The sequence below is a fragment of the Paraburkholderia sp. EB58 genome (assembly GCF_050436665.1).
GTDB lineage: Bacteria > Pseudomonadota > Gammaproteobacteria > Burkholderiales > Burkholderiaceae > Paraburkholderia.
Map to the genome: position 1 here is coordinate 298,848 of NZ_JBNDMQ010000004.1, position 16,835 is coordinate 315,682.

General features: G+C 61.2%; 15 protein-coding genes. 5 read left to right on the forward strand and 10 right to left on the reverse strand.

Annotated elements, in window-relative coordinates:
- Positions 1-55 precede the first annotated feature (55 nt).
- Together P3T40_RS08565 and P3T40_RS08570 are read right to left on the reverse strand one after the other, a co-directional pair.
- Positions 56-1,459 carry an MFS transporter gene (locus P3T40_RS08565; RefSeq protein ID WP_429267330.1) on the reverse strand — a complete coding sequence of 468 codons (1,404 nt, stop codon included), beginning with the start codon at positions 1,457-1,459 and terminating at the stop codon, positions 56-58.
- A 196-nt stretch (positions 1,460-1,655) separates the two neighbouring features.
- Entirely contained in the window at positions 1,656-2,069 is a 414-nt protein-coding gene (locus tag P3T40_RS08570) for a DUF3597 domain-containing protein (protein ID WP_429267247.1), read from the reverse strand.
- A 506-nt stretch (positions 2,070-2,575) separates the two neighbouring features.
- Between P3T40_RS08570 and P3T40_RS08575 the strand changes: the two genes are divergently transcribed.
- Positions 2,576-3,943 carry a DUF1996 domain-containing protein gene (locus tag P3T40_RS08575; RefSeq protein WP_429267248.1) on the forward strand — a complete coding sequence of 456 codons (1,368 nt, stop codon included), beginning with the start codon at positions 2,576-2,578 and terminating at the stop codon, positions 3,941-3,943.
- 77 nt (positions 3,944-4,020) lie between these two features.
- Here the strand turns inward: P3T40_RS08575 and P3T40_RS08580 are convergent, their stop codons facing one another.
- From P3T40_RS08580 to P3T40_RS08595, 4 genes are read right to left on the reverse strand one after another with little or no spacing between them, the layout of a single operon-like run.
- Positions 4,021-4,785, reverse strand: coding sequence for an NTP transferase domain-containing protein (locus P3T40_RS08580; protein ID WP_429267249.1), 765 nt, complete (start codon positions 4,783-4,785; stop codon positions 4,021-4,023).
- A 25-nt stretch (positions 4,786-4,810) separates the two neighbouring features.
- A complete protein-coding gene (locus P3T40_RS08585; RefSeq protein WP_429267250.1) occupies positions 4,811-5,815 on the reverse strand; it encodes a flippase-like domain-containing protein in 1,005 nt (334 codons plus the stop codon).
- A complete protein-coding gene (locus P3T40_RS08590) occupies positions 5,812-6,645 on the reverse strand; it encodes a 2OG-Fe(II) oxygenase family protein (protein WP_429267251.1) in 834 nt (277 codons plus the stop codon). Before P3T40_RS08590 ends, P3T40_RS08585 begins: the two co-directional genes overlap by 4 nt.
- Positions 6,642-7,325, reverse strand: coding sequence for a CDP-alcohol phosphatidyltransferase family protein (locus P3T40_RS08595; RefSeq protein WP_429267252.1), 684 nt, complete (start codon positions 7,323-7,325; stop codon positions 6,642-6,644). The genes P3T40_RS08590 and P3T40_RS08595 overlap by 4 nt, the downstream gene beginning before the upstream one ends.
- Positions 7,326-7,618: 293 nt before the next feature.
- Between P3T40_RS08595 and P3T40_RS08600 the strand changes: the two genes are divergently transcribed.
- Complete coding sequence (locus P3T40_RS08600; RefSeq protein ID WP_429267253.1) at positions 7,619-8,053, forward strand: hypothetical protein; 435 nt, start codon at positions 7,619-7,621, stop codon at positions 8,051-8,053.
- 57 nt (positions 8,054-8,110) lie between these two features.
- Here P3T40_RS08600 and P3T40_RS08605 read toward each other — a convergent pair whose 3' ends face one another.
- Positions 8,111-8,647, reverse strand: a complete 537-nt coding sequence (locus P3T40_RS08605) for a hypothetical protein (RefSeq protein ID WP_429267254.1) — start codon at positions 8,645-8,647, stop codon at positions 8,111-8,113.
- A gap of 622 nt (positions 8,648-9,269) precedes the next feature.
- Here P3T40_RS08605 and P3T40_RS08610 point away from each other — a divergent pair.
- The 3 genes from P3T40_RS08610 to P3T40_RS08620 all read left to right on the forward strand — a co-directional run bounded on the left by P3T40_RS08610 (position 9,270) and on the right by P3T40_RS08620 (position 11,747).
- Positions 9,270-10,430 carry a porin gene (locus tag P3T40_RS08610; RefSeq protein ID WP_429267255.1) on the forward strand — a complete coding sequence of 387 codons (1,161 nt, stop codon included), beginning with the start codon at positions 9,270-9,272 and terminating at the stop codon, positions 10,428-10,430.
- Between the two features lie 261 nt (positions 10,431-10,691).
- On the forward strand, positions 10,692-11,033 hold the full coding sequence (locus tag P3T40_RS08615) for a sugar ABC transporter ATPase (RefSeq protein ID WP_429267256.1): 342 nt from the start codon (positions 10,692-10,694) through the stop codon (positions 11,031-11,033).
- A gap of 195 nt (positions 11,034-11,228) precedes the next feature.
- The gene (locus P3T40_RS08620) at positions 11,229-11,747 is read left to right on the forward strand and encodes a metal-dependent hydrolase (RefSeq protein WP_429267257.1); all 519 of its coding nucleotides are present in this window, start codon (positions 11,229-11,231) and stop codon (positions 11,745-11,747) included.
- Positions 11,748-12,246: 499 nt separating this feature from the next.
- Here the strand turns inward: P3T40_RS08620 and P3T40_RS08625 are convergent, their stop codons facing one another.
- From P3T40_RS08625 to amaB, 3 genes are all read right to left on the reverse strand, one after another.
- Positions 12,247-13,443, reverse strand: a complete 1,197-nt coding sequence (locus P3T40_RS08625; protein ID WP_429267258.1) for a PLP-dependent aminotransferase family protein — start codon at positions 13,441-13,443, stop codon at positions 12,247-12,249.
- Between the two features lie 381 nt (positions 13,444-13,824).
- Positions 13,825-14,997: an NAD(P)/FAD-dependent oxidoreductase gene (locus P3T40_RS08630; protein WP_429267259.1), complete on the reverse strand. Its 1,173-nt coding sequence runs from the start codon at positions 14,995-14,997 to the stop codon at positions 13,825-13,827.
- Positions 14,998-15,193: 196 nt separating this feature from the next.
- On the reverse strand, positions 15,194-16,693 hold the full coding sequence (gene amaB, locus P3T40_RS08635) for an L-piperidine-6-carboxylate dehydrogenase (protein WP_429267260.1): 1,500 nt from the start codon (positions 16,691-16,693) through the stop codon (positions 15,194-15,196).
- Positions 16,694-16,835: the final 142 nt, after the last annotated feature.

Here is a 16,835-nt window from a genome sequence, read left to right on the forward strand (position 1 = left end):
GAACAGCGGACCCAAGCGGCCTTACCACTGCCATGGCGCCCATCGCATGTTCTTCTTATGCGCGGCCTCTGCTGCCCTTGGCGATTTCATCGCCGCTTCCTTGCGGCAGACGCGCGGTCACCGGAATCGAGCCCAATGAGAACAGCCCCACCACTAGAAACGCGGGCCAGAAGTCGGACCACACAATGGCCGGATGACCCTGCAGATGATGCGAAATCTGCAAGACGAGCCCGCCTATCGTTACGCCGAGCCCAAGCGAAATCTGCTGGATCACGCTTGCCACGCTGGTAGCGCGTCCGATGTCGCGGCTCGGGATATCCGCATAGGCGAGCGTATTCAACGAAGTGAACTGCAGCGACGGAAAAAAGCCGCCGAATAACACGATGCACCAGATCGCCCAATGGGGCATGCCGGGGAAAAACAATCCGTAGACAGCGATCGCCAGTCCGGCGAAGCACGCATTGACCATCAGCACCTTGCGGAACCCAAAACGCTCAAGCACCCGCGAGGCAACCGTCTTCATGAACATCGAGCCGAAGGCCGACGCACACGTAATCGAGCCTGAGATGAAGGCCGTCATGCCGAGTCCTTCCTGCAACGCCAACGGCAACAAAAAAGGCACGGCGCCGAGACCAATGCGAAACAGCGAACCGCCCACCACGCTCGCGTGAAAGCTAGGAATGCGCAGCAGGCGCAGATCGAGCACCGGCAATTCGACCCGGCTCGCATACAGCCAGTAGACGACCAGCAGCGCGGCACCCAGCACGGTCATACCGAGAGAGACCGTATTCGACACGAGCTCCCCGCCGATCAGCGAAACGCCCAGCATAAACAGCGAAGCCCCGCCTGCCGACAAGACGAAACCGGTCCAGTCGAGACGTCCGGGATGCTCCTCGTGCACATTGGCGATGTGCTTGTTCGCGAGCCAGATACCGAGCACACCAATCGGGATGTTGATAAAGAAGATCAGGCGCCAGTGCAGATACGTGGTGATGAACCCGCCGAGCGGCGGCCCGAGCACCGGCCCGAGCAACGCAGGTATCGTGAGATAGTTGACTGCACGAATGAATTGCGACTTCGGCAGCGAGCGGAAAATGATGATACGCCCGACCGGCACCATCAGCGCACCGCCCAGACCCTGCACGAAACGCGCAAACACGAATGTGCCGAGCGAAGTGGAGGCCGCGCACATCAGCGAGCCGGCCATGAAGATGCCGATTGCCGTACGAAACACCGTGCGGGAGCCGAAGCGATCGGCCACCCAGCCGCAGATGGGAATGAAGACGCCGAGGCCGATCACATAACTCGTGATGGCAAGCTTGAGGGTGATGGGACTGTGACCGAGGTCGCGCGCCAGAACGGGAAGCGACGTCACGATGACCGTACCGTCCACGTTTTCCATGAACATCGCACACGCGACGATCAATGGAACGATGAATGCACCCAAGGCAAGAGGCATTGGCAGGACGACGGGTGGCAAAGCCGTCGGCATAAAGGCTCGATTATGGCATCGAGTCGGCAACAGATGTTGTCAGATTGGTTTAAAACGGCAGCATAAAATACGGCCTGTCCGCAGACAGGCCGTGTGGCACTTAACGCTTGGCGCTCAACGCGCAAGGACAGCCGGCGTTAGCGAGGCGCCCGCATCACAGCGTTCAGGCGGCGAGGTCCGGCGGCAACTTTCCGCCGTTTGCGGCCAACGCGACCATGACCTGCTTGTGCAGCCAGATGTTCATGCTGGCCGAGTCGTTCATGTCCCCGCTGTACTTGAGTTCCGTGGCGAGCTGCTTGCGATGGTCGAGACTGCTGTCGACGCCAAGCGCCTTCATCGTATCGACAATCGATACGCGCCAATTCAACGTCTGTCCGCTCTCGCTCACGAGCTGGTCCATCACGGCAGCGACATCGACATCCGCCAGCGGCGCGGGTGCCGGCGCTGCGTCGGGCGCAGCGGCCTGCGCTGCAGCTTGCGCCACGGCAGGATCCGGCGTGGGTTCCACCGCCGGGGGCGGTTGATCGGGCTTCGCCTTGCCGAACAGCTTGTTCACAATCGTGCCGAAAATACTCATGTTTAAACCTCCAATGGGGGTGGATGGCGAGCGGCAACACCAGACCGCTCCAGAACGCATGCTCTCAGTATGCTAGGCGCAATTTACCCGGGGCACGCCGCTAATTGGTCAAGAATGGTCAAGGCTTCGATGAATGTCCGATAAAGGCGGGTGATGGCGGTTGACGTTCTGTGTCATGCGTTTTGCGTATGTGCGTGCCTGTGCACATCTGTCGTTCATCGTTTCGTCCACTCTTCGATTGATCCGCATTGTTTCATCTACAAGGCCGCGGTATTTCCGGTCTGGCGAGCCGTTATCCAGAATGTTTTGCGGCATGCAATGGACGCAACTCTTTTCCTTCGTTAGCTAGTCCATCCTGCGGGTATTGAACTAGACTCCCGTTGCCGTTCCGGGACACGTGTCCGTGTATGCCGAAACCTGAATGCGTTCAATCACACAATTTATTTAGTTTTCCAAAATAATTTGGACTTCAATGCCTCTCCATCCTGTCTTCAATGGAGCCACTCGTGAAAACAAATGTCGTTATTTCGCTGATATTGACACTTGCGGCAGGCGCCGCCCATGCCGGGCAGTTCAACACGCAGTGCGCTTACTCGCATACGCTCCCGGACGACGCCATCGTCTACCCCGGAAAGCCAGGAGAAGCGATGGTGCACGACTTCTTTGGCAATGCGAACACCAACGCCTTTAGCACGCCCGATTCATTGATGAAAGACATCTCCACCACCTGTGATTCGGCGGCAGATCCTTCGGCGTATTGGGCACGACAGATGAAGCGAGGCTCCGGCATCATCCCACCGATGTACGAGAAGACTTACTATAAAAACGACCAACCGGTGATGCCTGTCAGCGTGATTCCGCCCGGTCTGGAGATGTTGGCCGGCAATCACATGGGTACCACGCAGAATCCGCACATCGACTTCCTGTGCGCCGGCCAGGGGTACGTAAAAGTGCCGCCTAAAACGTGTCCCCCGCAAACACCCGGTGGAAATTCGCAATTCAATATCTCCGTGCACTTTCCCGACTGCTGGGACGGACATACGTTGGTGCCGGTCCTGGGAACCGGCCGGGCAAACCGGATGAAAGCGCCGATCAAAGCCGGAACGGGCCAGCTCAACGTCGCGTATCGGAACAGCGACGGCACCTGCCCCAGCGCCTATCCGGTGAAGATCCCGGAGTTGCAGATGAACATTGCATACGACCTCGGGACCAATCCCGACATGTCGGATGCGCAACTCTCGATGGACCCGGTATTCCAGAACGGTCAATGGGTCCCGCAATGGGGAAGCATGTACACCGCTCATGGCGATTTCATGAACGCATGGCGCCCGGAGACGATGCAATACATGATTGATATGTGCGTGAACAAGCCCAGCACGCCAGGCAGCACCTGCGGCAAAAACATCCCCACCTACTATTCGGCGGCGACCGCGAACGTTGAACTCGACAACAACAACGTTGCGCAACCTGCAGGCGCAACGTTCGTCCTGGCGCCGGGCAACCTCACCTTCATCAAGTTTCCAATGCCGGCCAATCTCAACGCCTATCCGTACGCCAGGTCGTACCTGCAGTCGTTAGGCGGGAACGTCACGGATACCGCCGCTGTCATGATCGAACTCTTCGCGGCAAGCACAGACTGGGATGAGACGAGCAAGCTGCCTACCGCTTCGTCGTGCGACCTGACTCAGCATATTGGCTCGATCTACATGGACAACGTGCAACAGGTACGGATCAACGACATCAGTAGCTATATTGCGTCGCAAAGGGCTGCGGGCGCTTCGCAGATAGGCATCTGCATCAGAAACACAGTCAGCGAGACCGTGAGCTTTTCTTCGCGTACGGGGGCGTGGACGCCGGGGCTTTATTTGAAGTGATGACGCTGCGGCGTTGGCGTGGCCAGGTGCATGTGCCTTCACAAAAAGGCACATGCGCGTCACAGCAGAAGCAGAGGTCAGCGTGGCACAGTCACCAGCGGCTGCAATTGCGGCAGGATCTCGGCGCGAGCGCGCACGACATCGTTCGGGAAATCGATCTCGATCCACGGCGAGCCGGTCACGTCGGCGGTATTGAACATCTGGCTGCGTTCCAGCAGCAGATCGCGCACGGCTTCTTCGTGCGGCAGGTTCGAGCGGCCGCTGTCGATGTAGCCCGCCACGATCTGCGCAAAGCGTTGTGCGGTTTCCTCGCGGAAGCGGAAGAAGCCGACCGACTCGCCAATCGTGTCGTATTCGAGATTCACGGCCAGCTGCTTGCGCAGTTCCACCGGTACACCGTCTTTCAGGCACAGCTTGACGGGCTCGTCGCCCGCTTCGAAATCGCGGTCGATCAGCAGCCGGTTGACCGTTTCGCCCGCCACCAGCGCGTTCAGGATGCGCTCGTCATACAGCACGTCGGCGTCCATCAGCAGGACGTCGCCGCCGCGCGTCAGCGGCTCGGCCACGGTATGCACCGTCAGCACGCTGCCGAGGTCGAAACGCGGATTGATCACGATCTCGACCGGGTGCGGCCAGTTGATGCGCTTCAGCTCGGCCTCGACCAGCCCCGGCTGGAAACCGAGCGCCAGCACGACGTCCGTGACGCCGGCGGTTTCGAGCATCTGCAGATGCCGTTCGAGCAGGCTCACGCCGTCGAACTGCAGCAGGCACTTCGGAAACTGTTCGCCCGGCGGGAGCTGGAGGCGCAGGCCAAGGCCCGCAGCGAGAATAATGGCACGCATGCGTGGTCCCTTTCTAAAAGTAGGGTTAGTCGACAGCCGGCACACGCGTCGCGCGCCGACGCTGCCAGTTTCTTTCACTGAAATGCAGGTACAACAGGCCAGGCAAACCAAGCACGAGCTCGCGGGCGCGCTTGGCAAGCGACAGCGCAAGCGCCGCATCCGGCGGCAAGCCGACGAGCGGCGCGAGCAGCAGGTAGCCGCCCTCCTGCACGCCGAGCGAGCCCGGAATCGCGAACGCGGCACCGCGAATCGCCTGCCCCAGGCTTTCGAGCAGCAGCGCGTCGACCCAGCTTACCGGGTGGCCAAGGAAGCGCAGCGCGAGCCACACTTCCGCGGTGCCGACGATCCAGCCGACCAGACTGAGCGTAAAGCTCGCCAGCACCCGGCCGCGCTCCCGATAGAGGGCCTGTACGGCACCATCGACGGCGTCGGCGCGCATGGTCAACGCCGACCAGTCGCGCTTGCCGAATACCTTCGAGACGACCCGCAGAAGCCGCCCAAACAGGCCGCGGCGCTGGGCGAAGAAGAACAACGCGATCAGCCCGGCGAGTATAGCGGTCGCAATAAAAGTTGCGGTGCGCAGATCGTGCAGCGCGCCTTGCGCCGCGTAAGCGCCGAACAGCAGCAGGCCCAGCACGGCAAACACGATCTGCGCGAGTGCCTGCAGCGTGGTACTGACCGTGATCGTGGCCGCCGCGTCGCGCATGCGCATGCCGTGATGCGTGAGTTGTCGCACGACCACCACCGGGCCGCCGATCTGACCGGCCGGTAACAGGCTATTCACCGACTCGCCGGTCCAACGCGCGAGCAACGCATGACGCGCAGCGACGGCGTCGCGGCGCCGGTCGATCAGCACCGCGATCGCCGCCGAATCCAGGACCAGCGGCACCAGATGGAATGCGGCCACCAGCGCGAGACCCCAGCCGGCGACCATCAGCGTCGAGGTGACCGAGCCCAGGCCCTGCCAGGCGAGTAGCGCGACGAACAGCGCGACGCCGATCGTCAGCAGGATTACGGCCGCGCGAGTCATTGCCCGGCCCCTTTGCGCCGGGTCATCTGACGAAACACCTGGCGGAAGCCGAAATAGGCGATCGCGTCTTTCATGTTCGAAATGAAACGCCGCCACGGGCGCATGTTCGGATCCGTGACGTATTCGAACGTCAGCGAGACGCGGAACTCATTGGCGCCCGCCGGCGTGATGCGGTGACGCAATTTGTCGCCGTCGAAAAACACCAAGCCGCCGGGCGGGATCTGCACGGAGCCGGGCACATCGGGCACGTCCGGGTTCGTGGTATGCAACTCGTAGTCGAGACGGCATGACGACTCGTCGATCACGCCCAGCAGCAGCGTATAGCGGCGGCCGTCGTAGTACGAGGTGTCGTAATGCCAGCCGATATGGTCGCCCGGCCGGGTGTAGTAATACAGCGCGTAGGCGTGTGGATCGTCCGGCGGGGACACCATCAGTTTGTCGCCGCTCAACCGCTCCAGCCAGCCGATCAGCTCCTTCGAGCGATACAGCTCGGCAATGAACGGCGCCAGGCGGTCGATCGTATGACGGCTCACGCTGCCGCCCTGCTTGTGGCCCGGCAGGTAGTTGCGATTCACCTCGTCGAGCAGCGCACGGGCGCTGTACACCAGTTGCGCGGTGACCTCGGGCGCGAGGAAATCTTCCATGTAGAGGAAGGCGCCCTGCTCGGCGAAGTCCTTGGAGAGGGCCGCCGTGTCGAACTGGCGCGTGCGGCCGGCAACTGCCTGGTCGGCCTCGGGGGCGGCCTCGCGGGCCTCTACAGACGCTAGCGTGGCGGGTACGCGGTCGAAAGAGGCTGAGGCGATCACATCATCTTCGGCCTGCGTACTCATGGACTAACCTGCATTGGACTGGTTTCGGCGGCGGGGCGCGCCGTGCGGCGCAGCGCCCGGCGAAAGTCCACGATCACCCAAAGGGCAAAAAGCGGCGCGCCCATCGAGGCGGCCACAACAAACGGCGTGACGATGCCGGTCAGGGTCACGAGCGGCAGCAGATACAACACGTCTTCGGTCTCGAAGCCGGCTACCGACGCCTGCCTGGTGCCCGCCTTGCCTTCCATGTCCTCGATCCGCATCCGCAGGAAGAAAATCACTGCGACCGCCACGCCGGCGAGGCTGCCGAGGACTACGCCCGGCACGATCCGCTCCGCTTGATGAACCACGCCGATGCCGAGTCCCATGCCCACGAACAACAGGACCGTCACCACCGAATCGCACGCGAGGTCGTAAAAATGACCGATCCGACTCGACTTGCCGCTGATGCGCGCGAGTTCACCGTCCGTGTGGTCCACGAAATTCGACAGGACGATAAGCAACGCGCCTGCGTTGGTCCAGGCAAACCCGCCCCGGGCAAGGCACAGCGCGCCCGCGAGGCCGATCAGCAGGCGCAGCGTGGTGAGCTGATTGGGCGTGACAAACGTGTCCACAAGCGGCGTCACGAGCCGGCGAGCGAGCCTCGCGTCCCACGTTTTAGGGACCGGAACGTTTTTTAAAGATGGTGGTCGAGAATTCATAACCCGGAAATATATACGGTTACGGGAAACCTTGCTGTTTTCCGAGACAATTTCCCCGTCAACCCTTGACAGACGCCGTCCGCAGCAAAAATGCTCGAACGTTGGTAAAGTGCGAGTCCAATTACGCCTGTAACGCCGTGTAATCGGACACGCAGCCCGGCGTGGCGTGTCTCTCGTGTCGGCCAGAGTGAGGGCTTCGCGCTGTTACTCCGGTCCGATCCAACACGGTTGCCGTCCGCCTCCTTGTCTGCCCCGTTGCGAACTTGCCACTGAGCACACGTGACCTGAAGCTTATGAAGCACGTTTTTTCTTCCGTTGTCCTCGCCCTGTCCACAGCGGCCTTGCCGCTCGCCGGCCACGCGACCGCGCTCGACGCACCGCTCGCCTGTAACGAGTCCGGCCATCAGTTCATTGCGGACCTGGCCCAGCAGCAATTGATCGATCCCACGCCGATGCGGGTTGAGAGCAATTCGATCAACGCCTTCCGGCCAGCCAAAGGCGCCGACATGACCGCCTTCGGCTTCCACGTGTTCGCGGTGGTCGGCTTCGAAAAGGACGATCCGATGTTCCGGACCGGCGACGGCGAACCGCTGGCCAACTCGGCCTACGGCGCCGTCGTGTTCGGCGGCGACGTAAAAGTGCAGGAAGCCGTGACCCAGGCGGGCAGTACGGCGATCGTGCACCACGTCGGGCCGCATATCACCGCAATTTTCTGCAAGCGGAACTGAGGCCGGCCGGCGCGACGCGCAGGGGCCTCGGTTCGCCGCAGTCGGTCTCGCTTCCCCTCAGCCAGGCCGGCGAAAGTCGTTTTCGACCCAGGAGGCGGCGCTCGCCTTACCTAACTTGAAGTTAGGCGCCACTTTCACCTGCGCGAGCTGCTCGCCGAAGGCGTCGAACGCGGTCAGCAGCGCGTAAGGGTCGTCCTCGCTGGGTACGATCTCGAGCGTGATCGCCAGTTCACCGTCGCCAGACGGCGATTCCACCGTCACTCGCTTATGCAGCATGGCGTGCAACTGCTGCTCGTGCCGGCGCAGCACCTCCGAAGCGGTCTTCACTAATGTATTGAAAGCGCCCGTATCGAGCGGCTTCGGATTTTTTTTGTCCCGGCCCATGGTCCACGGTCCGACCAGAGCGGGCTCCGGTTCGCCGTCCTTGATCATCTCCACCGCCCAGCCGTCGTCGTCTTCGTTCTTGATGACGCGCGCAGTCCAGCCGTCGTCGCGCCACAAACGCGCTTCGTGCTGGGTTTCGGGCACTTCGGGGAGATCTTCCGTCGCAGGATCGGCAGCGGTGTTGGGCGATGGAAGGGAGGTATCGGTCATTGCGGGTCGCTCAGGTTCGGAACAGATTCGTCAACACAAGGACCGGATTCTACCCGCCCCGGCTACGCCGGGGTGCAGCCTATGCCGAACGGCCAGGGCGCGGATTATTGCGGTTTCCAAAAAAATATTTTTCGCGATCTCTTGGAACTTATAGTCCGATTTAATACACAATAAAAAAACGCGGCCCTGAGGCCGCGTATAAACAGATGAAAAAAAGACGCCCTTGGTCAAGGGGCAGACGAATTGTAAAGCCAGAAACGCCAGGTAATCACCGCATCGCACGGAATAGTCTTTTTTGAAAATATGAAGAATATAAATCTATCGTTACATTTGTAATTCGTAAGCCGCTCAGCCGCCACGGACGGGCGTCGCGCAGGTGCAACATAAAAAAGGTTGACACACCATCCGCAGATTTTCATTCAAAAGCAAAAACGCTTTGTTTACCTGCACTTAGAAAAACAAATCCCGGCATTCCTGATTCAGGAAAGCATTGTTGTGTCAGATGAGGTTAATCAATTCATCAGGGGGAATACACTTCGCTGCGAATCCTCAGGCGGCCGGCGGCATCGGCGCTAAGTCCTGTCAGGCGATTCTCTACGGACTGTCTCGGAGTTTATAAAGCATGAAAAAAACCCTCATCATCGCGGGCATCATGGGCGCGTTTGCCATCAACGCTCACGCACAAAGCAGCGTCACGTTGTACGGCACGCTGGACGCCGGCCTGGTCTACTCGAACAATCAGGGTGGCCACAACAACTGGCAACAAGGTAGCGGCTCGGTGTCGGATACGTACTTCGGCCTGCGCGGCAGCGAAGACCTCGGCGGCGGTCTGCATGCCATCTTCACGTTGGAAAGCGGCTTTAACATCAACAGCGGCAAGTTCACCGAAAGCAGCACGTTGTTCAACCGTCAGGCTTTCGTCGGTCTGCAAAGCGACCAGTTCGGTACGCTGACGCTTGGCCGTCAATATGACTCCGTGGTCGACTACCTCGGCCCGCTGTCCGAAGCAGGCTCGGGCTACGGCAACAACCTCGCTGCCCACCCGTTTGACAACGACAACCTGGACAACTCGTTCTCGATCAAGAACGCAGTCAAGTACCAGAGCGCGAACTACTCCGGTTTCCGCTTTGGCGGCTTGTATGGTTTCAGCAACGACGCTGGCCAGTTCGCGAACAACCGTGCCTATAGCGCGGGCGCTTCGTACACCAACGGTGGGTTGAACGTTGCTGCTGCGTACTTGCAAATGAACAATTCGCTGGGCGGCTCGAACCTGAGCAACGGTGCAGTGTCGGCAGGCGACGGCAACAACGCCAACCTGACGGCTGCCCTGCAGCGCACGTATGGCGTGGGCGCGAACTACGCGTACGGTCCGGCTACGGTTGGCTTCGTGTGGACGCACACGCAAGACAACAACCTGATCGCTGGCAGCCAGGGCGGCGAGAGCTTCACGATCCCGACCGGTACGAACCTGCACCTCGACAACTATGAAATCAACGGCAAGTACGCTCTGACGCCGGCTCTGAGCCTGAACGGCGCGTACACGTTCACGGACGGCAAGGCGACGGGTGGCACGACTTCGGGTGATCCGAAGTGGCACACCGTTTCGCTGCAAGCTGACTACTCGCTCAGCAAGCGCACCGACGTCTACGTTGAAGGCGTGTACCAGCACGCTTCGGGTCAACTCGGTGACGGTAGCGCGAACGTCGCTATGATCAACACGCTGTCGCCGTCGTCGACTGGCAACCAGGTCGCAGCGACCGTGGGTCTGCGTCACCGCTTCTAATGAAGCTGCGGGCCGGATCTACCGATCCGGTCTGTTGAGAAACGCGCACGTGACACAATCACGTGCGCGTTTTTTTATGCGCAAATCGGCTTGGCATAGTTCAAACAGCGACGTGCACGCAGGTATACTTGGACCAGCTGCCTTCCGCGCTGCGATCTCACCGAGAGCTCGCCACGGCTGAACGGCAGCTTCGTCGCGGAGCACCCTGTTCCGCCCGTGCCCCTGTTCCCATAGCTGATCGGGAACGCCGACGATCCGATCATGAAAAAACTTCTTTTGCTCGCTCCCGCCGCTCTCGCGCTTGCCGCCTGTGGCTCGTCCGGCCCCGCTCGAGATGCGTCACAGCCGATGGTGTTCGTGACATCGCAGCGTACGCCGTCTTACATCACCGAATGCCTTGAAAGCCGTCTGTCACGCGTGCACGCATCGTCCGTGGGCGGCGCGACCGAACTGGCCGTTGGCTCAGATTCGGACACCGCTTACTTCGTTACGCTGACGCCGGTCAGTGCAGGCTCAGTGGTCAAGGTCATGCGACCCGCCAACGCACCGGACGATCCGCCGGAACCTGAGATGCGCTTTGATATCGCGCGGTGTGCGACTTAAGGGGTGGGTGTTTTGCCTCGGTGTTTGTCCTTCGTCCTTCGTCGCTCTTCGCGCAAGATGAATCACTAAGCACTAAGCGTTGAGTAATCGGCGCCACGCTTGCATAGCACGCGTGGCGCTGTCTTTTTGTGCGGGCATCTGCGAACATGACCGCCCTTTGCATTCAGACGGCGCGCGTGGCGCCGCGCACTATCGATGGCCTCAAACAAAGCACATCACGCCACCGGCTTCGCGGCCGGCGTCATCGCCGCAGCTATCGTCGCACGCAGCAGCGCGAGCGGACCCTTTCATGTGTGGGTGTTGCTGAGCTTCATTGCGGCCGTGGCGGGCGGCACGGCGCCGGATTGGCTGGAAGTAGCCTGGTGGTCGCGCAAGCGGCGCCTGTGGATCACTCATCGCACGGTCACGCATTGGGGTATTGGCTGGATCGCGCTGCTGGTGTTTTCTTATCGCGAGCTCGGACATCATCAGCCGCTCGCTGCACTCGCGTTCGGCTTCGCTTGCGGCGGGCTGATGCATTTACTCGCGGACTGGCCCAACCCGCTCGGTGTGCCGTGGATCGCGGGACGTCACTCGCTCAACTGGTGGAACAGCGGACACTGCGATCTGCTGGTGGTGGGCGCTTCGTGGGTTGCTGCGTGGTTCGTGGCCGGCCATGTCTGGCTGCATGGCGTACATGGGTTTGCGTTGTTGCAGCACTTGCGGCTTGGATAGCTGGGTTATCAACAAAAATTGTTCGCAAGCTTGTGGATATCCTGCGGACTCGTTACTCAAGTGGTTGATCGCGCTGGGATTGTTGGTCGTGCTTCAGATACTTCGCTTCAACCTGCCCGCGTCATCCACCGGATGGTCCGCACGGTTTATCAACAGATATTGTTCGCAAGCCTGTGGATATCCTGCGGACTCGTTGCTCAAGTGGTTGATCGCGCTGACATTACGGGCTGTGCTCGCGACGCGGCAAACCTGCTTCAACGACGCGGTTTTAGCCGGTGTAACGTCCGGCTCACCCGGTTAGTGCGTGGATTCTCAGCGCCTTGACGCGCACGGCGCGCCTTTCCTGGCGTCTCGTCAGGTTTGCTAAACGCGCTGCCCCGCGTTGGCACGCGCAACCGCACGTTATCAACAGATAATGTTCGTAAGGCTGTGGATATCCTGCGCACTCGTCACGCAAGTGTTTGAGCCCATTGGAATTCGCAGCCCTGCTTGCGGTGCATCACAACGTCTCAAGCGCACCCTTCATCCGTAGCACGCCTTGTTCGATATCGCTGACGCCAGGCGCCGCGAACGACAGCCGCAGCGAGGCAACATCCGCGCTGTCCTTATAGAACGCGACACCCGGCACGAACATTACGTTCTGCTCGATACACGCCTTCAGACAAGCCGATGCATCACCACCACCGGCAAGCCGCCCCCAAACGAACATCCCACCGGCTGGGCGATGAAACGCAATGTCGTCCTTCAGATGCGCTTGCAACGCATCGCACAGCGTCGCGCATTTCAACGCGTAGGCCTCAATGATCTTCGGAAGATGTAATTCGAGCGCGCCGCTTGCGAGATATTCCGCCGCAATCGCCTGAGTCCACGGCGAGCTGCACAGATCCACAGTCTGTTTGGCGACGACACAGCGCCTCAGAATCTCCGCATGCGCGATGGTCCAGCCCACCCGCAAACCGGGCGCCACAATCTTCGACAGGCTCGAAAAATGCACGACCCAATCGCGTGAAGCCGGCACCTCGGCGCTCAAGGCGAGCAAAGAAGGCAACGCCTCGCCTGCAAAGCGCAGATCACCGTACGGATCGTCTTCGACCACCAGAAACCGGTAGCGCGCCGCCAGCTTCAGCAATGCAATACGCCGCTCATACGAGAGTGTCGCGCCCGTTGGATTCGCGAAAGTCGGCACCGTGTAGAGCAACTTCGGCAAACGCTCGAGCGTGCCCGCTTCGAGCAGCGCGGCGAGCGCGGCCACGTCGAGACCGTCCTGATCGACCGGCACCGTCACCACGTCAGCCTGCTGCAGCTTGAGCGCCTGTAGCGCAGCCGGGTAAGCCGGCTGTTCGACCAGCACCACATCCCCTGCGCCCACCAGTACGCGTAGCAGCAAATCGAAGCCCTGCTGCGAACCGGTCGTCACCAGCAATTCCTGCGGCGTGCATGGCGTGCCGCGACGCATCATCAGCCGGGCAAGTTCTTCTTTTAGAACCGGCAAACCGTCTGTCGGACCGTATTGCAGGCAGAGCGTCGTCTGCTGCGACGCGCGCGCGGCCGCCGCATCGAGGCCGGCACGATCGAACAGATCGCTGGCTGGATAACCGCCCGCGAACGAAATCATGCCTGGCTGACCCAGGTACTTGAACAGCTCACGGATCGGCGAGCCAGTCGGTGCTTCGAACGGAGGTGTGAACGTGAACATGGTGTCTTTGGCGTTTGGCCGGTGGCTGCTGGCGCGTCCAGTGGATTGGCTTATCGGGCGTGGCCTGAACGGCACGCAGCGGTTCACGGCCCACGATCTGAACTGGCATCGATTGTGGTCAGCAACGGCAACCGCCGCAAACGATATCTAATCACTACCTGTTGAGTTTTCGGAATCATCGGGAGACGCGGCGCCACGGACGGCGACCCGACGCAGGCGGGCTTTACCAGTCCGCGGCTCCGCTCCCCGGCTCGCGGACAGGAAACCCCCAAGATTCATCGCCCCAGAACGAAAAAAACCCGGCACGGGACCGGGCTCAACCTACTGCATCCACCTAAGGGGACTTAGCGGATATGGGCGATGCAGGCGCGATAACGGCGCCTAAACCACATTCTTTTCGACGATCGGCCGGTTCTCAAGGACGCGTTCGAAACTGAGCGACGACAGATCCAGCGTCGTATAGCGGCCATGCAGGATCAGTTCGCTGACGCCCCGTCCCGTTGCCGGACCCTGTTGCAGGCCGTGCCCGCTGAAACCATTTGCGAAGATGCAGTTATCGACATCCGGGTGATGGCCGATAATCGCGTTCTGATCCAGCACGTTGTACTCGTAATAGCCCGACCAGCAGTTCTGCACGCGCAGCGCTTCGAATTGCGGCACGCGATGCGCCAGCGTCGGCCAGATTACCTCGTCGAACAGCGCGTGATCGACTTCGTCGAGCGGCAAATCGTCCGGATCGTTGTCGGCGCCCGGCGACGTGCCGCAAATAAACGATTTGCCTTCCGGGCGGAAATAGACCCCGGTTGGATCGATCAGCAGCGGGCAGTGTTCGAGCTGCGCGGGAGAGCTGACGTTGAAAATGCTGCGGCGGCGCGCGAACACCGGAATGTCGATGCCGACCATCTCCGCGACCTTGCGCGACCACGCTCCGGCTGCGTTGACCACCACATCGCAGGCATAAGTCTCGCCGCCCGCCGTCAACACCTGAGTAACGCGCTTGCCGTCGCGCTGCAGCGCCACCACGTCATCGGCCACGTAGCGTGCCCCGAGTGCCTGCGCCTTCTTGCGCAAGGCCTGCACGAGACCGTAGCCGTCGAACCAGCCCTCGCCGCTCTCGCCATAGGCGCCGGCCACCAGGTCCTCGGTATTGAGCCAAGGGAAGCGTGCCTGCAACGCCACCTTGTCGAGCAGACTGATGTCCGCGCCGAGGCTCTTCTGCAGCGCGTGATTTTCGCGCAGCGTCGACTCGCCGGCCGGCGTGGCGAGGAACAGGTAACCTCCCTCGTGCAGATCGATGGACGGCTTTGCGCCGTCGATCTCGAGTCGCTCGCCAATCGAACGCAAAAACTCGATGCCGAACAGCGACATCTGGATCGACAGCGGCGTCGAGAATTGCTGACGGATCGACGCCGCCGACAATGCCGACGACGACCGCGCATAGGTCGGATCGCGCTCGATCACGGTGACACTGACCGTCGGGTCGGAGGCACGCAAAAAATACGCAATCGAGCTGCCGATCACGCCACCACCGACGATTACGACTTTCGAATTCACGACTCTCTCCACCCAAAGCAGGCGCCGGCCGCGTCAGCCATACGGCCAGTCGAACGCAAGTTGATAGGTATTGGCAGTTTCATTGCAAGGCGACGCAGCGGGCGCGAAAGGACGCACAGTACTGCACGTCCCCGTCGCGCGCGGCCGCGGGCGCTCAACTCATACATAGACCGCTGAGCGCGCCACGTGCCGCGCTTTAGCCGATGTTGAAGTCGATGCCTTGCGCCAGCGGCAATGCCGACGAGTAATTGACCGTGTTGGTCGCACGGCGCATATACGCCTTCCATGCATCCGAACCCGACTCGCGGCCGCCGCCCGTTTCCTTTTCGCCGCCGAATGCGCCGCCGATTTCCGCACCGCTCGGTCCGATGTTCACGTTGGCAATGCCGCAGTCGCTGCCGGCCGCCGACAGGAAGCGCTCGGCTTCACGCAGATCAGTGGTGAACACGCACGACGACAGGCCATGTACCGCAGCATTATTCGCCTCGACCGCGTCGGCAAAATCCGTATAGCGCAGTACGTAGAGAATCGGCGCGAAGGTTTCCTTCAGCACCACGGACGTTTGCGACGGCATTTCGACCAGCGCCGGGCGCACGTAGTGGCCGCCTTCGTAGCCCTTCACTTCGACACGCTCGCCACCGAACACCTTGCCACCTTCCGCGACAGCCTGCTGCAGCGCTTCCTGCATGCGGGCGAACGATTGCTTGTCGATCAGCGGGCCCATCAGCGTGCCCTTTTCGAGCGGGTTGCCAATCGGCACCTTGTTGTAGAGCTGCTTCAGGCGCTCGACGGTCTGGTCATACACGCTGTCGTGCACGAACAGGCGGCGCAGCGACGTGCAGCGCTGACCGGCCGTGCCCACGGCCGAGAACAGAATGCCGCGCAGCGCGAGTTCTTGATCCGCGCTCTGCGTGACGATGCCGGCATTGTTGCCACCCAGTTCGAGCAGCGAACGGCCGAAGCGCTTCGCCACTTCGACGCCCACGGTACGGCCCATTTCAGTGCTGCCGGTTGCGCTGACGACCGAAGCACGCGGATCGGCGACGAGCTTCGCGCCCACATCGCGGCCACCGGTGATCAGCGCCGTCAGCCCTGCGGGCGCGTCGCCGAATTCCTTCAGCGCATCGCTCAGGATCTGATTGACGGCCAGCGCGGTGAGCGGCGTCTTTTCGGACGGCTTCCAGATCACGGCGTTACCGCACACCAGCGCGAGCGCGGCATTCCATGACCATACGGCGGCCGGGAAGTTGAACGCGGAAATCACAACGCAGGTGCCCATGGGATGCCACGACTCGGCCATGCGGTGGCCGGGGCGCTCGGAGGCGATGGTCAGGCCGTACAGCTGACGCGACAGGCCGACCGCGAAGTCGCAAATGTCGATCATTTCCTGCACTTCGCCCAAACCTTCCTGAAGGATCTTGCCGGTTTCGAGCGTGATGATGCTGCCGAGCGCCTGCTTTTTCTCGCGCAGACGGTTGCCGAGGAGGCGCACCAGTTCGCCGCGGCGCGGAGCCGGGACGTTGCGCCACGCGTTGAATGCCTGCTTCGCATTGGCGAGCGCCGCATCGACGTCGGCCACCGTGTTGCTGGCCACGCGGCCGATGAGCTCGCCGGTGATCGGCGAATGAACCGCGATATGGCCGGCTTGCGCCGCTTGCGCGATGCCGAGATCGGCGAGGATGGTCGAAGCGTTCATATGAAGAATCCCTTTAATTTCCAATGCGAAACAAGAGTAAGTTCGGAAACTATACACGTCGGGTTTTGTGGCGGCAAGCGTAATAGCGGCGGGCTGCGCGGGCCGATCGGGTGGTTGCCGGTTATTTTAGGCTCTGTTTGGG

Bases quoted from the DNA above. Each gene is read 5' to 3' on its own strand.
- P3T40_RS08565 (WP_429267330.1), bottom strand. From the start codon at position 1,459: ATGCCTCTTGCCTTGGGTGCATTCATCGTTCCATTGATCGTCGCGTGT.
- P3T40_RS08570 (WP_429267247.1), bottom strand. From the start codon at position 2,069: ATGAGTATTTTCGGCACGATTGTGAACAAGCTGTTCGGCAAGGCGAAG.
- P3T40_RS08580 (WP_429267249.1), bottom strand. From the start codon at position 4,785: ATGCGTGCCATTATTCTCGCTGCGGGCCTTGGCCTGCGCCTCCAGCTC.
- P3T40_RS08585 (WP_429267250.1), bottom strand. From the start codon at position 5,815: ATGACTCGCGCGGCCGTAATCCTGCTGACGATCGGCGTCGCGCTGTTC.
- P3T40_RS08590 (WP_429267251.1), bottom strand. From the start codon at position 6,645: ATGAGTACGCAGGCCGAAGATGATGTGATCGCCTCAGCCTCTTTCGAC.
- P3T40_RS08595 (WP_429267252.1), bottom strand. From the start codon at position 7,325: ATGAATTCTCGACCACCATCTTTAAAAAACGTTCCGGTCCCTAAAACG.
- P3T40_RS08600 (WP_429267253.1), top strand. From the start codon at position 7,619: ATGAAGCACGTTTTTTCTTCCGTTGTCCTCGCCCTGTCCACAGCGGCC.
- P3T40_RS08605 (WP_429267254.1), bottom strand. From the start codon at position 8,647: ATGACCGATACCTCCCTTCCATCGCCCAACACCGCTGCCGATCCTGCG.
- P3T40_RS08610 (WP_429267255.1), top strand. From the start codon at position 9,270: ATGAAAAAAACCCTCATCATCGCGGGCATCATGGGCGCGTTTGCCATC.
- P3T40_RS08615 (WP_429267256.1), top strand. From the start codon at position 10,692: ATGAAAAAACTTCTTTTGCTCGCTCCCGCCGCTCTCGCGCTTGCCGCC.
- P3T40_RS08620 (WP_429267257.1), top strand. From the start codon at position 11,229: ATGGCCTCAAACAAAGCACATCACGCCACCGGCTTCGCGGCCGGCGTC.
- P3T40_RS08625 (WP_429267258.1), bottom strand. From the start codon at position 13,443: ATGTTCACGTTCACACCTCCGTTCGAAGCACCGACTGGCTCGCCGATC.
- amaB (WP_429267260.1), bottom strand. From the start codon at position 16,693: ATGAACGCTTCGACCATCCTCGCCGATCTCGGCATCGCGCAAGCGGCG.